The 20,917-nt window shown below is 50.8% G+C and carries 20 protein-coding genes and 1 pseudogene; 13 read left to right on the top strand and 8 right to left on the bottom strand.

Annotation, left to right across the window (positions count from 1 at the left end; genetic code table 11):
* Nucleotide 1: 1 nt before the first annotated feature.
* Both LZP96_RS13295 and LZP96_RS13290 read left to right on the top strand, forming a co-directional pair.
* Nucleotides 2-445, top strand: coding sequence for a hypothetical protein (locus LZP96_RS13295; RefSeq protein ID WP_064327410.1), 444 nt, complete (start codon nt 2-4; stop codon nt 443-445).
* 117 nt (nt 446-562) lie between these two features.
* On the top strand, nt 563-1,459 hold the full coding sequence (locus LZP96_RS13290) for an SDR family oxidoreductase (protein ID WP_064327411.1): 897 nt from the start codon (nt 563-565) through the stop codon (nt 1,457-1,459).
* Between the two features lie 80 nt (nt 1,460-1,539).
* Here the strand turns inward: LZP96_RS13290 and exbD are convergent, their stop codons facing one another.
* Nucleotides 1,540-1,965 (bottom strand): TonB system transport protein ExbD, encoded by a 426-nt coding sequence (exbD, locus tag LZP96_RS13285; protein ID WP_064327412.1) that lies wholly within the window; start codon nt 1,963-1,965, stop codon nt 1,540-1,542.
* Between the two features lie 4 nt (nt 1,966-1,969).
* A complete protein-coding gene (gene exbB / locus LZP96_RS13280) occupies nt 1,970-2,701 on the bottom strand; it encodes a tol-pal system-associated acyl-CoA thioesterase (protein ID WP_064327413.1) in 732 nt (243 codons plus the stop codon).
* Nucleotides 2,702-2,952: 251 nt separating this feature from the next.
* Here exbB and metC point away from each other — a divergent pair, with 251 nt between their 5' ends.
* Both metC and yghB read left to right on the top strand, forming a co-directional pair.
* A complete protein-coding gene (gene metC / locus LZP96_RS13275; protein WP_064327414.1) occupies nt 2,953-4,140 on the top strand; it encodes a cystathionine beta-lyase in 1,188 nt (395 codons plus the stop codon).
* A 145-nt stretch (nt 4,141-4,285) separates the two neighbouring features.
* Complete coding sequence (gene yghB, locus LZP96_RS13270; RefSeq protein WP_064327415.1) at nt 4,286-4,945, top strand: DedA family general envelope maintenance protein YghB; 660 nt, start codon at nt 4,286-4,288, stop codon at nt 4,943-4,945.
* Nucleotides 4,946-4,988: 43 nt separating this feature from the next.
* Here the strand turns inward: yghB and LZP96_RS13265 are convergent, their stop codons facing one another.
* Nucleotides 4,989-5,888, bottom strand: coding sequence for an AraC family transcriptional regulator (locus tag LZP96_RS13265; RefSeq protein ID WP_064327416.1), 900 nt, complete (start codon nt 5,886-5,888; stop codon nt 4,989-4,991).
* On the bottom strand, nt 5,888-6,103 hold the full coding sequence (locus tag LZP96_RS13260; protein WP_064327417.1) for a hypothetical protein: 216 nt from the start codon (nt 6,101-6,103) through the stop codon (nt 5,888-5,890). Before LZP96_RS13260 ends, LZP96_RS13265 begins: the two co-directional genes overlap by 1 nt.
* Between LZP96_RS13260 and yqhD the strand changes: the two genes are divergently transcribed.
* Nucleotides 6,083-7,246 carry an alcohol dehydrogenase gene (yqhD, locus tag LZP96_RS13255; RefSeq protein ID WP_064327418.1) on the top strand — a complete coding sequence of 388 codons (1,164 nt, stop codon included), beginning with the start codon at nt 6,083-6,085 and terminating at the stop codon, nt 7,244-7,246. The genes LZP96_RS13260 and yqhD overlap by 21 nt on opposite strands.
* Nucleotides 7,247-7,350: 104 nt before the next feature.
* The gene (gene dkgA / locus LZP96_RS13250; protein WP_064327419.1) at nt 7,351-8,178 is read left to right on the top strand and encodes a 2,5-didehydrogluconate reductase DkgA; all 828 of its coding nucleotides are present in this window, start codon (nt 7,351-7,353) and stop codon (nt 8,176-8,178) included.
* 450 nt (nt 8,179-8,628) lie between these two features.
* Here the strand turns inward: dkgA and LZP96_RS13245 are convergent.
* The 3 genes and pseudogenes from LZP96_RS13245 to LZP96_RS13235 all read right to left on the bottom strand — a co-directional run.
* Nucleotides 8,629-9,639 (bottom strand): annotated as a pseudogene (locus LZP96_RS13245) (DUF3362 domain-containing protein); the annotation flags it as partial.
* Between the two features lie 114 nt (nt 9,640-9,753).
* Complete coding sequence (locus LZP96_RS13240; RefSeq protein ID WP_000140246.1) at nt 9,754-10,083, bottom strand: hypothetical protein; 330 nt, start codon at nt 10,081-10,083, stop codon at nt 9,754-9,756.
* Between the two features lie 204 nt (nt 10,084-10,287).
* A complete protein-coding gene (locus LZP96_RS13235) occupies nt 10,288-13,563 on the bottom strand; it encodes a P-loop NTPase fold protein (RefSeq protein ID WP_023314849.1) in 3,276 nt (1,091 codons plus the stop codon).
* 858 nt (nt 13,564-14,421) lie between these two features.
* Between LZP96_RS13235 and LZP96_RS13230 the strand changes: the two genes are divergently transcribed.
* Nucleotides 14,422-14,718: a helix-turn-helix transcriptional regulator gene (locus LZP96_RS13230; protein ID WP_023314851.1), complete on the top strand. Its 297-nt coding sequence runs from the start codon at nt 14,422-14,424 to the stop codon at nt 14,716-14,718.
* Between the two features lie 423 nt (nt 14,719-15,141).
* The gene (acuR, locus tag LZP96_RS13225) at nt 15,142-15,798 is read left to right on the top strand and encodes an acrylate utilization transcriptional regulator AcuR (protein ID WP_023280966.1); all 657 of its coding nucleotides are present in this window, start codon (nt 15,142-15,144) and stop codon (nt 15,796-15,798) included.
* A 62-nt stretch (nt 15,799-15,860) separates the two neighbouring features.
* Here acuR and acuI read toward each other — a convergent pair whose 3' ends face one another.
* On the bottom strand, nt 15,861-16,844 hold the full coding sequence (gene acuI / locus LZP96_RS13220) for an acrylyl-CoA reductase (NADPH) (protein WP_023280857.1): 984 nt from the start codon (nt 16,842-16,844) through the stop codon (nt 15,861-15,863).
* 400 nt (nt 16,845-17,244) lie between these two features.
* On the opposite strand from acuI, the gene LZP96_RS13215 reads away from it, so the two are divergent.
* The 5 genes from LZP96_RS13215 (at nt 17,245) to fghA (ending at nt 20,818) form a co-directional block, all read left to right on the top strand.
* A protein-coding gene (locus LZP96_RS13215; RefSeq protein ID WP_223195083.1) for an IS1 family transposase occupies nt 17,245-17,942 on the top strand; the annotation gives its coding sequence in 2 pieces (ribosomal slippage) (nt 17,245-17,494 and nt 17,494-17,942; 699 coding nt in all).
* 113 nt (nt 17,943-18,055) lie between these two features.
* On the top strand, nt 18,056-18,331 hold the full coding sequence (gene frmR, locus LZP96_RS13210; protein WP_017384071.1) for a formaldehyde-responsive transcriptional repressor FrmR: 276 nt from the start codon (nt 18,056-18,058) through the stop codon (nt 18,329-18,331).
* Nucleotides 18,332-18,365: 34 nt separating this feature from the next.
* Nucleotides 18,366-19,475, top strand: a complete 1,110-nt coding sequence (gene frmA, locus LZP96_RS13205; protein WP_017384070.1) for an S-(hydroxymethyl)glutathione dehydrogenase — start codon at nt 18,366-18,368, stop codon at nt 19,473-19,475.
* 43 nt (nt 19,476-19,518) lie between these two features.
* Nucleotides 19,519-19,917: a VOC family protein gene (locus tag LZP96_RS13200; RefSeq protein ID WP_012561111.1), complete on the top strand. Its 399-nt coding sequence runs from the start codon at nt 19,519-19,521 to the stop codon at nt 19,915-19,917.
* Between the two features lie 64 nt (nt 19,918-19,981).
* Nucleotides 19,982-20,818: an S-formylglutathione hydrolase gene (gene fghA, locus LZP96_RS13195; protein WP_012561110.1), complete on the top strand. Its 837-nt coding sequence runs from the start codon at nt 19,982-19,984 to the stop codon at nt 20,816-20,818.
* Nucleotides 20,819-20,917: the final 99 nt, after the last annotated feature.

Genomic DNA, 20,917 nt, shown 5'->3' with positions numbered 1-20,917 from the left:
CGTGAAAGATGTCGAAGACAATAACGTTTATTTGACTTTAGATAACCAAAAAAGCGATGAGTTTATCTTAAAGCAAAATCTCGACGCGCTGGTCACTTATAAAAATGATGAGATGGCGCGTATTGCGCAAGATTTGGTATCGATCCCGGCCGCGCTGGTCCGTTTAAAATGGCAGAATCGCCGCGAGATATATTCTCTGCAGGTGAAAGAAGAAATTTATGGTGCCATGATAAACGCGGTAATCGCGCTGAAACCCGAACTCAAAGAGAAGATCATGGGGCGGCTTGAAAGCCACTATCAGCATTTGCTGGCCCGTGAAACGGCAACGCTGCGTTTAACGCGCAAGCTGGCAGACGGTGAATACCGCACGGCAAACGTTACCGCTGTTGCCCTGAACGAGGAGTCCGTCGCCCCCCAGCAGACCGCTACCCCCACCGCGTCGTAATCCCTTTCTTTGTTTTATCTCTTTCTCCGCTTTAGGGTTATTCCTGAATTTGCCTTAAGACGAGTGAGGCCATCTAGACTTAATATTTGATATCGCAAGTCAAGTAAGGAGATCTTAATGGCTAATAACCAGACGACAATCCAGGACCCCACCACCCAATATTATACGGGCGAATACCCTAAGCAGAAGCAGCCCGCTCCTGGGGTGCAAGCGAAGATGACCCCCGTGCCAGACTGTGGCGAAGAGAGCTACAAAGGCAGCGGCAGACTCGCGAATCGCAAGGCGTTGGTGACAGGCGGTGACTCCGGTATCGGACGTGCAGCGGCCATTGCGTATGCCCGTGAAGGCGCGGACGTGGCGATTAACTACCTTCCTGCTGAAGAAGAAGATGCTCAGCAGGTGAAGCAGCTGATAGAAGAAGCCGGTCGAAAAGCCGTCTTGCTTCCCGGCGATTTAAGCGATGAAACCTTTGCCCGCTCGCTGGTGCATAAAGCCCATGAGGCACTGGGAGGTCTGGATGTTCTGGCGTTGGTAGCCGGGAAGCAGACCGCTGTTGAAAAGATTGCCGATCTGACGACGGAGCAATTCAAGCAGACCTATGCCGTAAACGTGCTGGCCCTGTTCTGGATCACTCAGGAGGCGATTCCGCTGCTCCCTGCCGGTGCCAGTATTGTGACGACCTCGTCAATCCAGGCTTACCAGCCCAGCCCGCATCTGCTGGATTATGCGTCGACCAAAGCCGCTATTCTGAACTATAGCCGTGGTCTGGCAAAACAGGTTGCCGAGCAAGGTATCCGCGTCAACGTGGTTGCTCCGGGGCCCATCTGGACCGCGCTGCAGATTTCCGGCGGTCAGCCTCAGGAAAAAATTCCTCAGTTTGGTCAGCAAACCCCGATGAAGCGTGCCGGTCAGCCCGCAGAGCTGGCACCGGTTTATGTGTATCTGGCAAGCCAGGAGTCAAGCTACGTCACGGCAGAAGTGCATGGCGTGTGTGGTGGTGAACATCTGGGATAAGGTGTAGTGTGCCGTCCTCTCCTCAGGGAGAGGACGCTGAACCTATTAAAAACGGCAACCCTGAGGTTGCCGTTATGCGTTTATTTGGCTGTCGTTTTTTCTTCGCCAACGAGACCAATTTTCAGATAGCCCGCCTGATGGAGCGTATCCATAACCCGCATCATGGTTTCGTAATCAACGGTTTTATCTGCACGGAAGAAGACCGTCGTGTCTTTCTTACCGCCGGTCAGTTGATCCAGCGCCGGAATGACTGATGCATCCGTCACCGGGTCGTTGCCCAGGAACATGGATTTGTCCGCCTTCACCGACAGATAGATCGGTTTTTCCGGGCGGGGCTGCGGCTGGCTGGAAGAAGCAGGCAAATTCACCTTCACGTCCACCGTCGCCAGCGGCGCTGCAACCATAAAGATAATCAGCAGAACCAGCATGACGTCGATAAACGGCGTCACGTTGATTTCATGCATTTCGCCGTTATCGTCCAGATTTTCGTTAAGACGCATTGCCATAGAATCAACCTACACGCAGTTTGGACGCAGAGTGCACCGGTTTCGCCGAGCTGGCGTTCAGGTCCAGGTCACGGCTTTGCAGCAGCAGAACCTGTGCGGCAACATCACCCAGCGTGGCTTTGTAGCTGCCAATCATCCGCGCAAAAATGTTATAGATAACCACCGCAGGAATCGCGGCCACCAGGCCAATCGCCGTTGCCAGCAGGGCTTCGGCAATACCCGGGGCGACAACCGCCAGGTTGGTTGTTTGCGTTTGCGCGATGCCGATGAAGCTATTCATGATGCCCCATACGGTACCGAACAGGCCCACGAACGGGGATATTGCGCCGATCGTCGCCAGATAACCATTACCCCGGCCCATATGACGGCCAATGGCTGCCACACGACGCTCCAGACGGAACCCGGTACGCTCTTTGATGCCTTCGTTATCTTCACTGCCGGCGGAGAGTTCCAGTTCGTTCTGCGCTTCATTCACTAACAGGGTCGTGAGGCTTTTTGCGTGGAAGGATGACGTCATGTCAGAAGCCTGATCCAAAGAGCGTGCTTCAGCCAGCTGCTGCTGCTCGCGCTTCAATCGACGCTTTTGGGAAATCAGCTCGACGCTCTTGCTGAAAAAAATGGCCCAGGTGATGACGGATGCCAGAATCAGGCCGATCATCACAATCTTCACGACGATGTCAGCATGATGGTACATGCCCCAAACGGAGAGATCCGTCTGCATCAAATTATTACCCACTCTGTATCTCCAGGACGTCAGTCACAAAAACTGCGCATAATAATATCAAAAACACATCGAATTGATAGTCGTTCTCATTAGTATTTACATGATGACGCAAAATCGTTTCATTTTCCTTGCGCTTACGCAGTAAAAATTTTGTCGTCGGGGATTTTAGAAAATTTTCGTCTTATTCAGCCAGCAAGGAAGTGCACTTTTTTACTTTCATGGTAGTCTGGACGTCCAGACGTATAAAAACAGGCTTAGCGAACATGAAAGAGAAACAGCTTGATACCACGTGTGTCCAGGCAGGACGCAGTAAAAAGTACACTCAGGGTTCGGTAAATAGCGTTATTCAGCGCGCCTCTTCACTGGTGTTTGATACCGTTGAAGAGAAGAAGCTCGCCACGCGTAACCGTGCCAAGGGCGGCCTGTTTTACGGGCGTCGCGGCACGCTGACCCACTTTTCTCTGCAGGAGGCCATGTGCGAGCTGGAAGGCGGCGCGGGCTGTGCCCTCTTCCCCTGCGGTGCGGCGGCGGTGGCCAATACGATTCTGGCGTTTGTCGAGCAGGGCGATCACATTCTGATGACCAACACGGCCTACGAGCCCAGCCAGGATTTCTGCACCAAAATTCTGCGTAAACTGGGCGTCACCACAGGCTGGTTCGACCCGCTGATTGGTGCAGGGATTGCGGAGCTGATTCAGCCCAACACGCGCATTGTCTTTCTGGAATCCCCGGGCTCCATTACCATGGAAGTCCACGACGTCCCTGCCATCGTTACCGCCGTGCGAAGCGTTGCGCCCGATGCAATCATCATGATCGATAATACCTGGGCTGCTGGCGTGCTGTTTAAGGCACTCGATTTTGATATTGATATCTCGATTCAGGCCGCGACCAAATATCTGATCGGCCACTCTGATGGCATGATTGGCACGGCGGTTTCAAACGCCCGCTGCTGGGATCAGCTACGCGAAAATGCGTACCTGATGGGGCAAATGGTAGATGCGGATACGGCGTACATGACCAGCCGGGGAATACGCACTTTGGGCGTCCGTCTGCGCCAGCATCATGAAAGCAGCCTGAAGGTGGCGCAATGGCTTTCGCAGCATCCGCAGGTTGCCCGGGTGAATCATCCTGCCCTGCCGGGCAGTAAAGGTCATGAATTCTGGCAACGAGACTTTACCGGAAGCAGCGGGCTGTTCTCTTTTGTGCTCAATCAACGTCTTGATGATGCAGCGCTGGCCGCCTATCTGGATCATTTTTCGCTCTTCAGCATGGCCTACTCCTGGGGAGGCTATGAATCGTTAATTCTGCCTAACCAGCCTGAACAGATCACGGCCCTGCGTCCGGGTAGCGAGGCGGATTTTACCGGCACCCTTATCCGACTGCATATTGGTTTAGAAAATGTTGACGATCTGATTGCGGATTTAGCGGCAGGATTTGAGCGCATCGTGTAAAGTGCAGGCAGAAATGTACTCCTGGACTCTTTTGTGAACACTGCAAGGGAAAAGTCTTGGTTAGTTGCGTCCGTGATCAAACCAGACGTGACAAAAAGGAGTACAATAGCCCTCTACCCGCGTCTGCTGTTCCACAGGAAAGTCCATGGCTGTTATTCAAGATATTATTGCGGCACTTTGGCAACACGATTTTGCCGCTCTGGCGGATCCCCATGTCGTAGGGGTCGTCTATTTTGTGATGTTTGCGACTTTATTTCTGGAAAATGGACTTCTTCCCGCCTCGTTTTTACCGGGTGACAGCCTGTTGCTGTTGGCTGGGGCATTGATCGGTAAAGGGGTGATGGATTTTGCCCCCACCATGTTTATCCTGACCTGTGCGGCCAGCCTGGGCTGCTGGCTAAGCTATTTGCAGGGCCGCTGGCTGGGCAATACCCGCATGGTCAAAGGCTGGCTGGCGCAGCTGCCTCACAAATATCATCAGCGTGCGACCTGCATGTTTGACCGACACGGCCTGCTGGCGCTGCTGGCGGGACGATTCCTGGCCTTTGTGCGCACCCTGCTACCTACAATGGCGGGTATCTCCGGTCTTTCCAACCGTCGCTTCCAGTTCTTTAACTGGCTGAGCGCCCTGTTATGGGTCGGTGTGGTCACCTCGCTGGGCTATGCGCTGAATATGATCCCCTTTGTGAAACGTCACGAAGATCAGGTAATGACCTTCCTGTTGATTCTGCCAATTTTCCTGTTGGTTGCGGGCCTGATTGGCACCATCGTGGTCGTTATCAAAAAGAAATACGGTAACGCCTGAAGAAAGCCGGGCGACGCTGAGCGCGCCCGCCCTTTCCCTCTCTTTACATACCCTGCATCATTCTGATTCGCGCCGCATCCTCGCCCGGCGTCACGCCAAAATAGCGTTTGAACTCCCGGCTGAACTGCGAGGCGCTTTCATAACCCACGCGCATGGCGGCGGCACTGGCCTTCATACCGTCGTGGATCATGAGCATACGTGCCTTATGCAGGCGGTAGCTTTTCAGATACTGCAACGGCGAGGTGCTGGTTACGGATTTAAAGTTATGGTGGAACGCCGATACGCTCATATTCGCTTCTGAGGCCAGTTCATCAACGCTGAGATTTTCGGTGTACTGGCTTTCGATACGCTTGAGTACGCGGCTGATCAAACTGAAATGCGTCTGACGGCTCACCAGCGCAAGCAACGCACCACCGCCAGGCCCCAGCAGCACGTGATACAGGATTTCACGGATAATCTGTTTACCCAGGATGCGTGCATCCAGCGGGCGCTCCATCACATCCAGCAGACGTTCTATCGCGCACAAAATTTCGTCGGAAAGGCGGGCTGAATTAATCCCGCTGGCGGCCATTGCCGGCTGGAACAGCTCGTCCTCGCCGATATCCATCAATAATTCCTGCAATTGCAGAATATCGACATTCAGGCGAATGCCCGCCAAAGGCACGGCGTCTGTCGCGAAGGTTTCACATTCGAAGGGTAAAGGCACCGTCAGGAGCAGATATTCATTGGTGTCATAGCGAAACACGCGTTCATTGATATAGCCAATTTTATGACCCGAAAAGAGAAATACGATGCCTGGCTGATACATCACCGGCGTGCGCGTCCCTGGCTGAGTGCCATAGAGAAGGCGCACATCCGGCAGCAAATGACTCAGCATATTTTCTTTCACTTTCAGCCTGTTAATTTGCTTCGTTAACAGCTGACACGTCTCTTCGCGGTTCATTAACGCTGACTCCTGGCCCAGTATTTGACCTGAACAGTGTGCGCACTTTTACGCTTTTTCTCCAGTCCTCTGTAGAAATGGGCAAGACAACGGCAGGAATGTGCATTGAGCGGATCGCCCGTGACGCCCACAATGGCCCCCATCAGGTCGCCTTCTGCGCCACCACGATTTTCACCCACATAAGGGAACGAGACATGAATAACTTTAATCTGCATACACCTACCCGCATTCTGTTTGGTAAAAATTCCATCGCCGGGCTGCGCGATCAGATCCCTGCTGACGCTCGCGTGTTGATCACCTACGGCGGCGGCAGCGTGAAGAAAACCGGCGTGCTGGACCAGGTCTATAGCGCCCTGGAAGGCATGGACGTGCGCGAATTTGGCGGCATCGAGCCAAACCCGTCTTACGAAACGCTGATGAACGCGGTCAAGATTGCCCGTGACGATAACGTCACCTTCCTGCTGGCGGTTGGCGGGGGTTCGGTGCTGGACGGGACAAAATTTATCGCCGCAGCGGCGCATTACGCCGACGGCGTTGACCCGTGGCATATCCTGCAAACCGGCGGCAGCGAAATCACCCGCGCCATTCCGATGGGATCGGTCCTGACCCTGCCCGCGACGGGCTCTGAATCCAACAAAGGCGCGGTGATCTCCCGTAAAACCACCGGCGACAAACAGGCCTTTATGAACGATCACGTTCAGCCTGTCTTTGCCGTTCTGGACCCGGTATATACCTACACCCTGCCGCCGCGTCAGGTCGCAAACGGCGTGGTCGATGCCTTCGTGCATACCGTTGAGCAGTACGTGACCTATCCGGTAAACGGCAAAATTCAGGATCGCTTCGCGGAAGGTATTCTGCTGACGCTGGTTGAAGATGGCCCGAAAGCGCTGAAAGACCCGGAAAATTATGACGTACGTGCCAACGTGATGTGGGCAGCAACGCAGGCGCTGAACGGCCTGATCGGTGCAGGCGTTCCGCAGGACTGGGCCACCCACATGCTGGGCCATGAACTGACGGCAATGCACGGTCTGGATCACGCACAAACGCTGGCGGTTGTTCTACCTGCCCTGTGGAATGAAAAACGCGACACAAAACGCGCTAAATTGCTGCAGTATGCCGAGCGCGTCTGGAACATCACCGAAGGTTCTGACGACGCGCGCATCGACGCGGCTATCGAAGCGACACGCAACTTCTTTGAACAGATGGGCGTGCCTACACGTCTTTCCGGCTACGGCCTCGACGGTAGCTCTATCCCGGCGCTGCTGGCAAAACTAGAAGAGCATGGCATGACGCAACTGGGTGAACATAAAGACATTACCCTGGACGTGAGCCGTCGCATCTACGAAGCGGCACGCTAAGCGTTTTTGTCTTCCCGACTTTCGTTTTTTGACATTTCGTCCAGACTTAATGCACACCACATCATCGGGGGGCTCCCCGGTGATGAGCAAATGGAGGAGGAAAGATGGCAAACCAAACCGTAATCAAGCTTCAGGACGGCAACGTAATGCCCCAGTTAGGGCTGGGCGTATGGAAAGCCGGTAACGACGAGGTCGTATCCGCCATTCATAAAGCACTCGAAGTGGGGTATCGCTCAATTGATACCGCCGCCGCCTACAAAAATGAGGAGGGTGTCGGTAACGCGCTGGCAAGCGCCGGCGTGGCGCGAGACGACCTGTTCATCACCACTAAACTGTGGAACGACGACCAGAAACGCCCGCATGACGCATTGCAGGAGAGCCTGGACAAACTGCAGCTCGATTTTGTCGACCTGTATCTGATGCACTGGCCCGTTCCGGCTATCGACCATTATGTCGATGCCTGGAAGGGGATGATTGAACTGCAGCAGGCGGGCCTGGTGAAGAGTATCGGCGTATGTAACTTCCAGGTGCATCATCTGCAACGCCTGATTGACGAAACGGGTGTCGCCCCGGTTATTAATCAGATTGAGCTACATCCCTTGATGCAGCAACGGCAGCTGCACGCCTGGAACGCCACGCATAAGATCCAGACCGAGTCCTGGAGCCCGCTGGCCCAGGGCGGCGAAGGCGTTTTCGATCAGAAAATCATCCGCGATCTTGCGGATAAATATGGTAAGACTCCGGCGCAGATCGTGATTCGCTGGCATCTCGACTGCGGGCTGGTGGTTATTCCGAAATCGGTCACCCCATCGCGTATCGCCGAGAACTTCGATGTCTGGGATTTCCGCCTGGACAAAGATGAGCTGGGGGAAATTGCGAAGCTGGATAAAGGTCAGCGCTTAGGGCCGGATCCTGACCAGTTTGGAGGGTGAGTTTCCGGCGCGCTGTTGCGCGTTAGGGTGAGGCAGGCGCACGCTGTTGCCCTCACCCTAACCCTCTCCCACAGGGAGAGGGGACTGTTCTGTCTTCTCCCTCACCCACAGGATGAAGGAACTGTTCGGTGTTCTCACTCACCCACAGGATGAGGGAACTGTTCGGCGTTCTCCCTCGCCCACAGGGATCTTCTCGCTCCCCCATACAAAGTGGCACCCTTTTCTCCCTCTCCCCGTGGGAGAGGGCCGGGGTGAGGGCATCAGGCCGCACTCACCCACAGGGATTTTCCCGCTCACTCATACAAAGGGGCACCCTTTTCTCCATCTCCCCGTGGGAGAGGGCATCAGGCCGCACTCACCCACAGGGATTTTCCTGCTCCCCCATACAAAGTGGCACCCTTTCCCCCTCTCCCTGTGGGAGAGGGCCGGGGTGAGGGCATCAGGCCGCACTCACCCGCTTTTACGCTTCACACTTTTCTTCGCCCCTGCCCCGCCGTTCGAACGCTGATGCACAATCGGCGTGTGCTTGGTCAGTGCCGGGCGCAAGTTGCGGTTCTGACGGCGCGCCTCGCGCATCTCATCCAGCGTTGGCGCAGGCACCAGGCAGTCGCGGCGGGAACCAATCAGGTGCTTTTTACCCATCTCTTCCAGCGCCTGGCGGATCAGCGGCCAGTTTGCCGGATCGTGATAGCGCAGCAGCGCTTTATGCAGGCGACGCTGTTTATCCCCTTTCGGCACCACCACGTCTTCACTCTTATAGCCAATCTTACTCAGCGGATTCTTGCCGGTGTAATACATGGTGGTCGAGTTCGCGAGCGGCGATGGATAGAAGTTCTGCACCTGATCCAGACGGAAGCGACGCTGCTTCAGCCACAGCGCCAGGTTAACCATATCCTCATCGCGCGTACCCGGGTGGGCCGAGATGAAGTAAGGGATCAGGTACTGCTCTTTACCGGCCTGCTTTGAATAGGTATCAAACAGCTCTTTAAAGCGATCGTAGCTGCCCATACCCGGCTTCATCATCTTAGACAGCGGGCCTTCTTCGGTATGCTCAGGCGCAATCTTCAGATATCCGCCGACGTGGTGCGTCGCCAGCTCTTTGATGTAGCGCGGATCTTCTACGGCGATGTCATAACGCACCCCGGAGGCAATCAGGATCTTTTTGATACCTTTCAGGTCGCGAGCACGACGATAGAGGTTAATGGTCGGCTCATGGTTGGTATCCATGTGCTGGCAAATGTCCGGATAGACACACGACAGACGACGACAGGTTTGCTCCGCGCGCGGCGACTTACAGCGCAACATATACATATTGGCAGTCGGCCCCCCCAGATCGGAGATGACCCCGGTAAAGCCCGGCACCGTATCGCGAATGGCTTCGATCTCGTTGACGATCGACTCCTCAGAACGGCTCTGAATAATGCGGCCTTCGTGCTCGGTAATGGAGCAGAGCGAGCACCCTATAATTCTGATCATTTAGAAATTTTTTTGCGTTTAAAATCAATGAATTGAAAGATTTCATTTTTCTAAGTCTGATAAAACAGATGAAAACCCAACTGACTATACTCATAAAACTCAATCTTTGCGCTGCTGTACGATACCAGTAATTACAGGCGCCGAGTTTAACATCATGAAAAGTAGCCCAATAATGAATGACGCAACGCCAGCTGCGGTGCCTAACTTCTGACTGAACACCATTGAAACAAAGTACATATTTGGGATAAAAACGGACATAGCAATCACGAAAAGTAACTTATTCAGATAATTATTTATTCGGGTCTTAACCTCAACTCTATCATAAAAAGCCATCGAAACGTAAGCAGTTATCAGTGAATAAAAAGACCATGTCATATAGTTAACCGATTCATTAAATGCCTCTCGCAAAAGCAAAGCACTTTCTGTCATTCCCTACCTCATTAAATCAATAGAAAATAAATCTGAATAATTTATTTTTAAAAGAAAAGAACACAACATAACTTCAGTAGTTATGATTAATCCCTGAATGATTATTTCTTAGCAAGATATAACATGCTTAATGTATATCAGGCAATAAAAAAACTCCCAAAGACCACCGCTGTGGTCTTCAGGTATAGGATTTAAAGAACGAACTCAGTCCGGAAACGTATCACTATCTTCTGTAACGTCCGCTTTCTCTGGTAACATTCTGTTTTTAATATACTGTGAATTCCTGCAGATGAGAGGAAAAATCTCCGAGTTATTCATTATACAACTCGTTGCCGTACGGGCGTCCTCCGGAGACCATGATGAAAATGAAAACGTCTGACGGTCAAGCCATTGAGACAATAATACATTATCAACAGAAGCGCTAAACAGCGCCGCAATAGCCCTGCGTTCAACGGCCTTCTCAGGTTCAATAAACGACAACTCATTATGAAAACGGGTAATAATCGCAATACGGCTGTCAATACGAATATGTCTTTCAAGTAAGACATCGTGCAACTCATCAAGTACAGTCTCTCTCTGGGTATCGTCGAGGCAAGACCACAGGAAATGAATGTTCTCGGCATTTGTGACAACGTCTGGCTCTGCATCACGGAACCATGATGCAAAGATACCCACACTACCTTCCATCCGGATATGCTGCCCCTGAAGTTGCATTTGTTCAAGGATAAAGCGCATGTTCACAGGAAGAACCGTAAAACACTCAATAAGCCTTTCAGAAGAACTAAATACTCCACATGCCAGGGCGTTCAGCTTTTTCTTCAAAATATCAAACTGCTCACCTGACTGATATACGTCATGGAGAAATACTGGACCCATAGCATTCACATCAGACTCAATTATTTTCTCTGACAGTGCTTTTTGACGCTCTCGCACAAATATTAAAAGAGAGGTTGCATTTGTAGCTTCTTTGATGACGTCATACTGACCTTTAACAAAGCTCAGGACAGGTATATTCACCAGAAGACCTAAATCAACAATCCTGCCAACAGCATTTTTGATGTACGGCAGAACATTTTTATCCTTAAGTGCTATAAAGATACTCTCGGCAGTACGTAGATAACGAAGATATGCAGCCAAAGCCAGGTCAAACCGTTCCTCACCAATATGTTCACTGTACGACTCGATACCGGCATAGTTACCATGGAGCACCATGTGAGCAACAGCCTGTGCAGCAAATTCCGCAGGGAAGAGATTCCTCGTCGCCGTATTATTAAGATAATATTGATTTAAAACATTATTATTCCAGTCCGGGCTCAGAACAATTTTTCTGAAATGGATAACGTCCTCAACAACCTGACGATTTTTAAGCGTCATTATTGCAGAGCTAACCTGAGCCCCACCTGTACCATCATTCTTTCCAATTACGTTCTGTACCGCCTTCGATGCAATATTGATATGCCGGATAATTCCCGGATTAAAAAGGTCTATCTGAGGTTGCTCAGCTCCATAGCGTAACATCTCCTCCCGACCGTGATTTCCGATATCTAGTGTGCCAATTTTCAGGTTTGACAAGGTCTCTTCATTATTGACAAGGTATTCCACATAAAATACGCCATCTACAAAATTCTCCATTTTATTCAGTAGTGATTCACCGGCCAGAACAGAGTATGAATCAGCTTCCTGCAGCAACGTCTGCGTGGATTCAGCCTCCAATTTTTCTGAATCCTGAATTTCATCAAGTTTACTCACAATAAACGATATTTGCCTTTCGACGAAAGGCTCTAGGCTTATCCGCCCGTCAGCCATCAGTTTCTGCAGACTCAATACGAAACCTTCATCATTCTTTTCTCTGAGTGAAACAGCATAACTCTGATTCAGCATTTGCACTGCGACTTTGAGTTGCGGTTCGGCGAGAGCCTGACACTTCTCATCCATCCGGCTATAAGAAACCAGCCAGTCTCGCATCTGAATATGTGGTGCCACTCGCTGCCATGCTTCAGCGAAACCCCACAAGGCCGTCAGTTCTTCAAGCCGTGGGATATTTATAGCACCAATCGCGTCTTTAAGAGGCGTATCAAGCAACTCGCTCCTGGCAAGCTCCACCGTGGACTGATAGTGGATGCTCATCAGAAATTCGCTCCATCTTTCTGTATCGTTATTAAAAATTCGGGATATTTGTTGATAAGTTAGCGAGAGCATCTCGTCAAAATCATCCGGAGCAATACCGGGTTCGGTCTGACTAGCTTTGGGATCGCGAAGTAATACTTTAATATCTCGCTCCCCGTATCTGACCACCAGTAAGTAGAGAGCAATAAGAATATGGCGATGATCTTCTGTTGCAGGAACGGTAAGGTTCAGAATATGAATATCATTAACAAACTTCTTCATTAATCGCGGTGTGATACGAGGATACTCAGAGGGTTTCCAGCGCTCAAGCAACACCGTTGCTTCCCGGCACGCTATCCCTGCATCCTCATTTACTGTTTCTTTCCAGTACTGCCTTAACGCTTCCTGCCATCCTGCCGAAATAAGAGGAGGAACCTGAAAACTTACAGGAATCCGCTTTGCAATAAACTCACGCCCGCTGAAACCCGCCACAGAAAGTGAGGCTGAAACCTGTCTTGCCGAATAGGGCACCACTATCCTGAAGTGTTCATGAGTGGCTCCGGCAATAAGCTCCATATCACTCCAGAGCTCTTTCACTTTGTCTGCACTGATTCGGTCCAGATTATCAATGATAAGGATGAAGCGATCTCCATGGGAAATGACCTCTTTGGAGGTAAATCCCTGCAGAGCTTCAGCCAGCTCAATAGCTCCGACCTCCTTATTAACTAGCCAAGTCTCTTCAATCCTGTCAGTACTGTTGCGTTTGAACAAATCACCAATACTCGAATACCCTTTCTTTCTGTACCATTCCATGTTCTGCAGGCATGCCAGTCCTGCGACCATAATGGCAGGAGAAAGAAACGCGGCCACCTCAACATAAAAAAGCCACCCTAATAATGACTCCTTGTTAGTAAAATATTGATTAAGGTCTGTTAGCACATAACGAAGCATCTGCACGGAAAGCAATGACAGTAAAATAAAAACGACGGTCAACCAGCTTAGCCTGCTGCTGACCCTCTTGTCGTATTCAACGATGTTACCCAGAGCCAGATTTTTATACTTATCCAACACATCCCGGGAGCCCGGACATTGTAGGCTGACCCCGTGGTGGATGACATCGATAAGCGCTTTTTTAGTTGAGCCATGATGGTAACGTTCTGCATCAAAGTTAATGAACGTAAAATCATCTTTAAGCTTTTTCTGCAGGAACTTCAATATTGTTGACTTACCTGAACCCAGCTCACCTTCCAGACCAATAATATTGACATCAGGTGTCCTGATGATCTGAGCCACATTCTCTGCAACTTTTTCATGACTGCTGCCTCTAAACATATCCTGGTCAGCGGGTGATTCCGTCTGCAATCGTAGAGTCATTCAGCAATTTCCTTCGTTATAACGTAAGATTCTTTCACTATTAGACACAGTACAGAGCCCACAGCAACCAAATGACTGCAGCCGGGGCAGTTTAGTTTTAAGCATGCATAAGCCGATTTCGATGGAATCCCTTTCACACAATAATATTGAATTGAAGCAATGAAAACATTAATGTGTTTGTTGTGACTAGCTGCAGGGGCCTGGAAGAAATTCCAAAGCCTGACAAACCGGAACAGGGCTTGCTCTGCTCCGGTTTTATCCAGTTCATCTTGAAGCCCTTGTTTTTGTTACATATCCCTGCTCACTCTTTCAGCCATTGTTAAGCTTCTTGTGTGTAATCTGCGAATAATACGGATGCAAAATTGATGCAATGGATTATACATACCTACAGCGCACGTTACGCTGAGCTGAATCGAATTTCAGAGAACGTTCTTCGCTATTACCCTGCCCAGCCAGTTGAACACATTTTATCATCCGGCCCCGAGAGTGACATGTTCTCTGCCTGGTACAGCCTTCATCAGAGTCAAACTAGACGTTATTTACAGGCAAAAGAAGACAGCTACAGAGTTTAAGTCTGACATTATTCGTGGCTGTGTCTGCCTTCGGAGTTTTCAGCTTATCCCGATAACAGCGGTTTTGAAAAATTGACGTTTTTTACACCGGTACATTGCCCGAACGCAATCTCCCCCGTAGCGAAATACCGCCCCGCAGAAAATCGTCCATGCTCGGCATGCCCCTGGAACATCAGCATCTTTTCAATAAAGGTTTTACAGCCTATAGTCTGTATAACACAAAATACACCTTACCTGCTGTATTACAGGGCGGTACTCCCTACTCAGTCTGCGAGGCAGGTCACTTATGAATAATCAGTTCCCGATAAAAACGCTGAACCAGCTCAGACCTGTGCTAATCGGGTTTCGCAAAATCAAGGGCTTCACGCAAAAAGATGTGTCTGAGAGGCTTGCCGTAACGCAGCAAACCTATGCCCGCCTGGAAGCAAACCCTGCTAGCGCCAGTATTGATCGTCTGTACAAGGTATTCAGTATTCTGGGCGTAGAAATAACGCTGTCATCTATTTCCCCTTCACCCTTCATTTCCCACACAGAGATGAGGGGGGCATTTGACAGCACTCCCGCCAGACGGGAGAAATGGTGACTATTAGAAGTTTGCTAGTTTTGTCGAATGACGCCAACTACATGTCCGCATCCATCGAGTAGTGGCTTCAAGCCACGATTGTCACTGCCTCCGCTGCCTTTTTCCAGTAACTCTCTCCTTTTAATTCTAATATTTAGGGGTGTCAACGCAAAGCAGAAACGGCACCTTCTTTGCGAGACAGAAATGACCTGTGATTGCCTGGCCGATTTATGGCAGCTAAGTGCGAGAAGCGGATATAGCGAATTCGCCATTGTACGGGATTAGCAGGTTTACTGAAGCAACCTGCGATGGCGTTATGGCAATAGTCAGTCCCCTGTCCAGTCGGCATAGGTGGCCACCTCGTCACCGCCGGGGATAAACTGATTGAAGCCTCCGCGCAAAATCACTTATTCTTTTCCGTTAATAAAATGCAGGAGCAAAGTCATGACTGGCGAAATTCGTGGGCGAGGCAGGCCACGAAAAACAGAGAGTACCTATACAGATACCCGTAATGACCTGATCCGAAGCGGGCTTGAACTGCTCACGCAGAATGGTTTTCTTTCAACGGGAGTCGATGCCATTGTCAAAAATGCCAGTGTTCCTAAAGGCTCATTTTATTACTATTTCAAGAGCAAAGAAGAGTATGCCCAGACTGTTCTGAGCGCCTATGACAGTTTCTTTGTGCATAAACTCCAAAAACATCTGTATGAATCATCCTTCACACCAATGATGCGTCTGGAAAATTTCATCGACGATGCCTGCGACGGCATTAAAAAGTACAATTTCACCCGGGGCTGTCTGGTTGGCAATATGATGCAGGAGAGTCCGGGTCTTCCACTGTCCTTTATCAAACAGCTCCACGAAATACTTGAGCGCTGGCAGGCGCTTGTGGCGTGCTGTCTGTCCGACGCGTTATCTTCGGGCGAAATCCGTTCCGATATGAATAATACGCAACTGGCGGCCATTTTCTGGAGCAGTTGGGAGGGTGCCGTAATGCGTGCCAAACTTTATTGCTCAACCCAGCCTGTGTACGACTTCTGGAGCTATTTCAAAAAGTCAGTACGCTATCAGCCCTCTAAGGACACGGCTGTTGAAAAGTAAAAAAGGGGCCGCAGCCCCTGATAATAATTATCAAACCCAGGCTGAGCCTGGCTTCCACTTCATTAGCTACACTGAATTACTGCCCGGCCACGAATTCCGCCACTCAGAAGTTTTTCGGCCACATTGATGGCATCACTCAGCGGATAAACGGTGGTCAGGCTATCCAGTCTGGACTCCGGTAAATACTGTACCGCCTGCTGCCAGATCGCCGCTCTTTTTTCCTTCGCGAACATGACACTGTCAATCCCTTTCAGCGTGACGCCACGCAGGATAAACGGAGCCACATTCCCCATTAGTTCCATCCCCTGTGCCATGCCGCAGGCTGCAACAATACTGCCATAACGCACCCCGGCGCATACATTGCAGAGCGTATGGCTACCGACTGTATCAATGGCGGCAGCCCAGCGTTCTTTCTGTAACGGTTTTCCGGGACAGGAGAGCTCGGAACGGTTAATAATCTCGTCCACACCGACCGTTTTATAGAGCCAGGCAGCCTCTTCCGGGCGTCCAGTAGACGCCGTAACGCGGTACCCCATTGATGCAAGGATCATGGCCGCAATGCTCCCGACGCCGCCGCTGGCACCGGTAACAAGTACCGGACCATCTTCAGGCTTAATACCATGATTCAGAAGTGCGTCTACGCACAGCATCGCGGTAAACCCAGCTGTTCCGATTGCCATTACGTGTTTGCCGTTAGCGCCAGCCGGGAGCGGCGTCAGCCAGTCTCCATTTACCCGTGCTTTTTCGGATAGTCCGCCCCAGTGTTTTTCCCCAACACCCCAGCCGGTCAGGAGAACCTTATCTCCGGCCTGATATTCGGGATGTGAACTGGCGGACACTGTACCGGTAAAATCAATGCCGGGCACCATGGGAAAGCGTCGGACGATTGGGCCCCGGCCCGTAATGGCCAGTGCGTCTTTGTAGTTGATGGATGAATAGTCAACATTGACCTCCACATCCCCCTGCGGTAGTTCACTTTCAGCGATTTCAGCAAGTTGCGCACTATAGCGTCCATCTGTTTTGTTGATTAATAAAGATTTAAACACGTTCACCTCGTTTGTCCGGGCGTTTACCGTTCAGTCATTAAGTCGTCAATAAATAATATTGACCGATCGTCTAATAATCAACACTACGATCCCAGTGCTTTGCCAGCATTCAAGAAACATTATTCATTTCATGCACTTAAAGCTGTCTTTTTTGACCGACATCAAACTGTATTCTGGTTTATCTGGTGCAGAGGGAAAATCAGCATCCCTGAAGATACATAGCTAATGCTTCAGAACACGGCTGATGATGCGATAAAACAACCAGGCTTTAATGAGTTAGTCTGAGCGGACCTTCGGCTCAGTAAATAGGTCCGCTCCGTGCCAAGAGCAGACGCTGGTAATTCGGGTAATGGTGCCAACTTACTGATTTAGTGTATGATGGTGTTTTTGAGGTGCTCCAGTGGCTTCTGTTTCTATCAGCTGTCCCTCCTGTTCAGCTACTGAAGGCGTGGTGCGTAACGGTAAAAGTACTGCCGGACATCAGCGCTATCTCTGCTCTCACTGCCGTAAAACATGGCAGCTACAGTTCACTTACACCGTCTCTCAGCCCGGTACACACCAGAAAATTATTGATATGGCCATGAATGGCGTCGGATGTCGCGCCAGTGCACGCATTATGGGCGTTGGCCTCAACACGATTTTACGACACTTAAAAAACTCAGGCCGCAGTCGGTAAACTCACGCATACAACCGGGCAGTGACGTCATTGTTTGCGCGGAAATGGACGAACAGTGGGGTTACGTCGGCGCTAAATCACGCCAGCGCTGGTTGTTTTACGCGTATGACAGGATACGGAGGACGGTTGTGGCGCACGTATTCGGTGAACGCACGTTGGTCACGCTGGAGCGTCTTCTGGGCCTGCTGTCGGCCTTTGAGGTCGTGGTATGGATGACGGATGGCTGGCCGCTTTATGAATCACGCCTGAAGGGAGAACTGCACGTTATCAGCAAGCGATATACGCAGCGCATTGAGCGGCATAACCTGAATCTGAGGCAGCATCTGGCAAGGCTGGGCAGGAAGTCACTGTCGTTCTCAAAATCGGTGGAGCTGCATGACAAAGTCATCGGGCATTATCTGAACATAAAACACTATCAGTAAGTTGGAGTCATTACCGGTGCTCTGATATATTTATTATACTATAGTGGGGTATGTGTTGATCTTAATGTAATACTCCCCTATAGTATAAGAAATACAGAGCAGTGAGGTAAGCAATGCCCAGTACTCCTGAAGAGAAAAAAAAGGTCCTAACCCGGGTTCGCCGTATCCGGGGTCAGATTGATGCTCTGGAAAGAGCACTTGAAAGTGGCGCTGAATGCCGTTCCGTTCTCCAGCAAATCGCCGCCGTCCGGGGCGCCGCTAACGGACTGATGGCAGAGGTGCTGGAGAGCCACATACGGGAAACCTTTGACCAGAATGACAGCTACAGTCATGAAGTCAGTAAATCAGTTGACGATACGATTGAGCTGGTTCGTGCCTATCTTAAATAGGTGAGGCCATTATTACATTGAGGATATATTACGTATGAAATCACGTGCCGCTGTTGCATTTGCACCAGGGAAGCCCCTGGAGATTGTTGAAATTGATGTTGCTCCGCCTAAAAAAGGCGAGGTGCTGATTAAAAACACCCACACAGGTGTCTGCCATACCGATGCCTTTACCCTCTCAGGGAATGACCCTGAGGGCGTTTTCCCGGTGGTTCTCGGCCACGAGGGAGCCGGTATCGTCGTTGAAGTTGGTGAAGGCGTCACCAGTGTGAAGCCGGGTGACCATGTTATTCCGCTCTACACCGCTGAATGCGGGGAGTGTGAATTCTGCCAGTCCGGTAAAACGAACCTCTGTGTATCGGTTCGCGAGACTCAGGGCAAAGGACTGATGCCTGACGGGACCACTCGCTTTTCATACAACGGTCAGCCTCTTTACCACTACATGGGATGTTCCACATTCAGTGAATACACCGTTGTGGCCGAGGTTTCTCTGGCAAAAATTAACCCGGAGGCGAACCATGAACACGTCTGCCTGTTGGGTTGTGGCGTGACTACCGGTATTGGCGCCGTCCATAACACGGCTAAAGTGCAGCCGGGCGATTCAGTTGCCATTTTTGGTCTGGGGGCAATTGGTCTGGCTGCGGTACAGGGGGCCCGTCAGGCAAAAGCGGGACGTATTATCGCTATCGATACTAATCCGACAAAATTTGACCTGGCCCGTCAGTTCGGGGCCACTGACTGCATTAACCCGAATGATTATGACAAACCGATTAAAGATGTTCTGCTGGATATCAACAAGTGGGGTATTGACCATACCTTTGAATGTATCGGTAACGTTAACGTCATGCGTGCAGCGCTGGAAAGTGCTCACCGTGGGTGGGGGCAGTCCGTTGTCATTGGTGTCGCAGGGGCCGGACAGGAGATTTCCACCCGTCCTTTCCAGCTGGTCACCGGGCGCGTATGGAAAGGTTCCGCGTTTGGCGGAGTAAAAGGCCGCACTCAGCTCCCCGGTATGGTCGAGGATGCCATGAAGGGGGATATTGACCTTGAGCCATTTGTAACCCATACGATGACACTGGATGAAATCAATGACGCCTTCGAGCTTATGCATGAAGGCAAATCTATCCGGACAGTGATTCATTACTGATCCCATCAGAATTTTAATCAACTCAAACTGAAGGAAGTGGAAAATGACAACTCCGGTAATTTCTGGTGACGGCATCTTTTCTCATGTGTTCATTGGCGCAGCCGATGTCGAGAAATCCTCCGCATTTTACGATGTCGTCCTGGGCACGCTTGGTATCAATAACCTCGGCCCGTTTGGCAACGGCTGGGTACTCTATGGCCGCGAAAAGCCGGCATTTATCATTGCCCGTCCGGGCAACGGTGAAGCACCTTCCGCTAACGGGGTGACTGTCGGCTTCGCTGCTGCCACCCCGGAAGAGGTTGATGCTTTCCATGCTGCCGGCCTTGCCGCCGGTGGAGCTGATGAAGGTCAACCTGGCCCGCGTGGTCACCTTCCCGGGGCCTATGCTGCCTACCTGCGGGATCCGGCGGGTAACAAAATCACGGCGTATACGTTTATCTGACGTCCGGATTTAAAGATACTTCCCCTGGCTTCGGTCAGGGGAAATAACCATGAGATAACGGCTGATGGAACTCATTGAGCAGCATGCCAGCTCTGGCGGCTGGCAAAACGTGTACCGGCATTATTCACAATCCCTTAATTGTGAAATGAATTTCGGTGTGTATCTTCCTCCCAAAGCAGTAACAGAAAAACTGCCGGTACTATACTGGTTGTCGGGCCTGACCTGTACTGAGCAGAATTTCATCACCAAATCAGGTATGCAGCATTATGCAGCCCGGCATAACGTCATCGTTGTTGTCCCGGATACCAGTCCCCGGGGTAATAATGTCCCGGATGCCGACAGTTACGATCTTGGCCAGGGGGCCGGTTTTTATCTGAACGCGACGGAACAGCCGTGGAATGTTCATTACAGGATGTATGACTATATTCTCAGAGAGCTTCCGGATGTCGTCATGAATCATTTTCCTGCAACGGCAAGAAAATCTATATCCGGTCATTCTATGGGAGGGCTGGGTGCTCTGGTGCTGGCTCTGCGAAATCCTGGTGAATATGTGAGCGTATCAGCATTTTCCCCGATAGTATCGCCTTCTCAGGTGCCATGGGGGCAACAGGCATTTAGCGCTTACCTGGGTGAAAACAGAAAAACGTGGGAAGCCTACGATCCAGTCAGCCTCATTTTACAGGGTGAAAAATTACCAGAAATCTTCATTGATCAGGGGCTGAGTGACGCCTTTTATGAAGAGCAACTGCGCACCAAAATCCTTGAGAGAGTATGCAATGAGATGAACCTCAATGCGTCGTTCCGATATCATACTGGATACGACCACAGCTATTATTTCATTTCCAGCTTTATTGGTGAGCACATTGCTTACCATGCCAACAGGCTCAGGCTGTCAGCATGAGTTGATTTCCAGCCTCAGAAAATGTGCTTAATTTTCAGGCCTGAACAGGGCCTGAACCCTGCAGACCTGAGATGTACTGTAACTGAATCGCCACGGATA

This window comes from Huaxiibacter chinensis, assembly GCF_022171985.1.
Classification (GTDB): domain Bacteria; phylum Pseudomonadota; class Gammaproteobacteria; order Enterobacterales; family Enterobacteriaceae; genus Enterobacter; species Enterobacter chinensis_A.
This window is presented reverse-complemented; position numbering and strand designations above follow the sequence as displayed.

Excerpts from the sequence above, each read along its gene's own strand:
- frmA (WP_017384070.1), top strand. The coding sequence starts at position 18,366 with ATGAAATCACGTGCCGCTGTTGCATTTGCACCAGGGAAGCCCCTGGAG.
- LZP96_RS13260 (WP_064327417.1), bottom strand. The coding sequence starts at position 6,103 with ATGCAGATTAAAGTTATTCATGTCTCGTTCCCTTATGTGGGTGAAAAT.
- fghA (WP_012561110.1), top strand. The coding sequence starts at position 19,982 with ATGGAACTCATTGAGCAGCATGCCAGCTCTGGCGGCTGGCAAAACGTG.
- LZP96_RS13290 (WP_064327411.1), top strand. The coding sequence starts at position 563 with ATGGCTAATAACCAGACGACAATCCAGGACCCCACCACCCAATATTAT.
- yghB (WP_064327415.1), top strand. The coding sequence starts at position 4,286 with ATGGCTGTTATTCAAGATATTATTGCGGCACTTTGGCAACACGATTTT.
- LZP96_RS13200 (WP_012561111.1), top strand. The coding sequence starts at position 19,519 with ATGACAACTCCGGTAATTTCTGGTGACGGCATCTTTTCTCATGTGTTC.
- LZP96_RS13240 (WP_000140246.1), bottom strand. The coding sequence starts at position 10,083 with ATGACAGAAAGTGCTTTGCTTTTGCGAGAGGCATTTAATGAATCGGTT.
- exbD (WP_064327412.1), bottom strand. The coding sequence starts at position 1,965 with ATGGCAATGCGTCTTAACGAAAATCTGGACGATAACGGCGAAATGCAT.
- acuR (WP_023280966.1), top strand. The coding sequence starts at position 15,142 with ATGACTGGCGAAATTCGTGGGCGAGGCAGGCCACGAAAAACAGAGAGT.
- dkgA (WP_064327419.1), top strand. The coding sequence starts at position 7,351 with ATGGCAAACCAAACCGTAATCAAGCTTCAGGACGGCAACGTAATGCCC.
- frmR (WP_017384071.1), top strand. The coding sequence starts at position 18,056 with ATGCCCAGTACTCCTGAAGAGAAAAAAAAGGTCCTAACCCGGGTTCGC.
- LZP96_RS13235 (WP_023314849.1), bottom strand. The coding sequence starts at position 13,563 with ATGACTCTACGATTGCAGACGGAATCACCCGCTGACCAGGATATGTTT.
- metC (WP_064327414.1), top strand. The coding sequence starts at position 2,953 with ATGAAAGAGAAACAGCTTGATACCACGTGTGTCCAGGCAGGACGCAGT.
- LZP96_RS13230 (WP_023314851.1), top strand. The coding sequence starts at position 14,422 with ATGAATAATCAGTTCCCGATAAAAACGCTGAACCAGCTCAGACCTGTG.
- yqhD (WP_064327418.1), top strand. The coding sequence starts at position 6,083 with ATGAATAACTTTAATCTGCATACACCTACCCGCATTCTGTTTGGTAAA.
- LZP96_RS13265 (WP_064327416.1), bottom strand. The coding sequence starts at position 5,888 with ATGAACCGCGAAGAGACGTGTCAGCTGTTAACGAAGCAAATTAACAGG.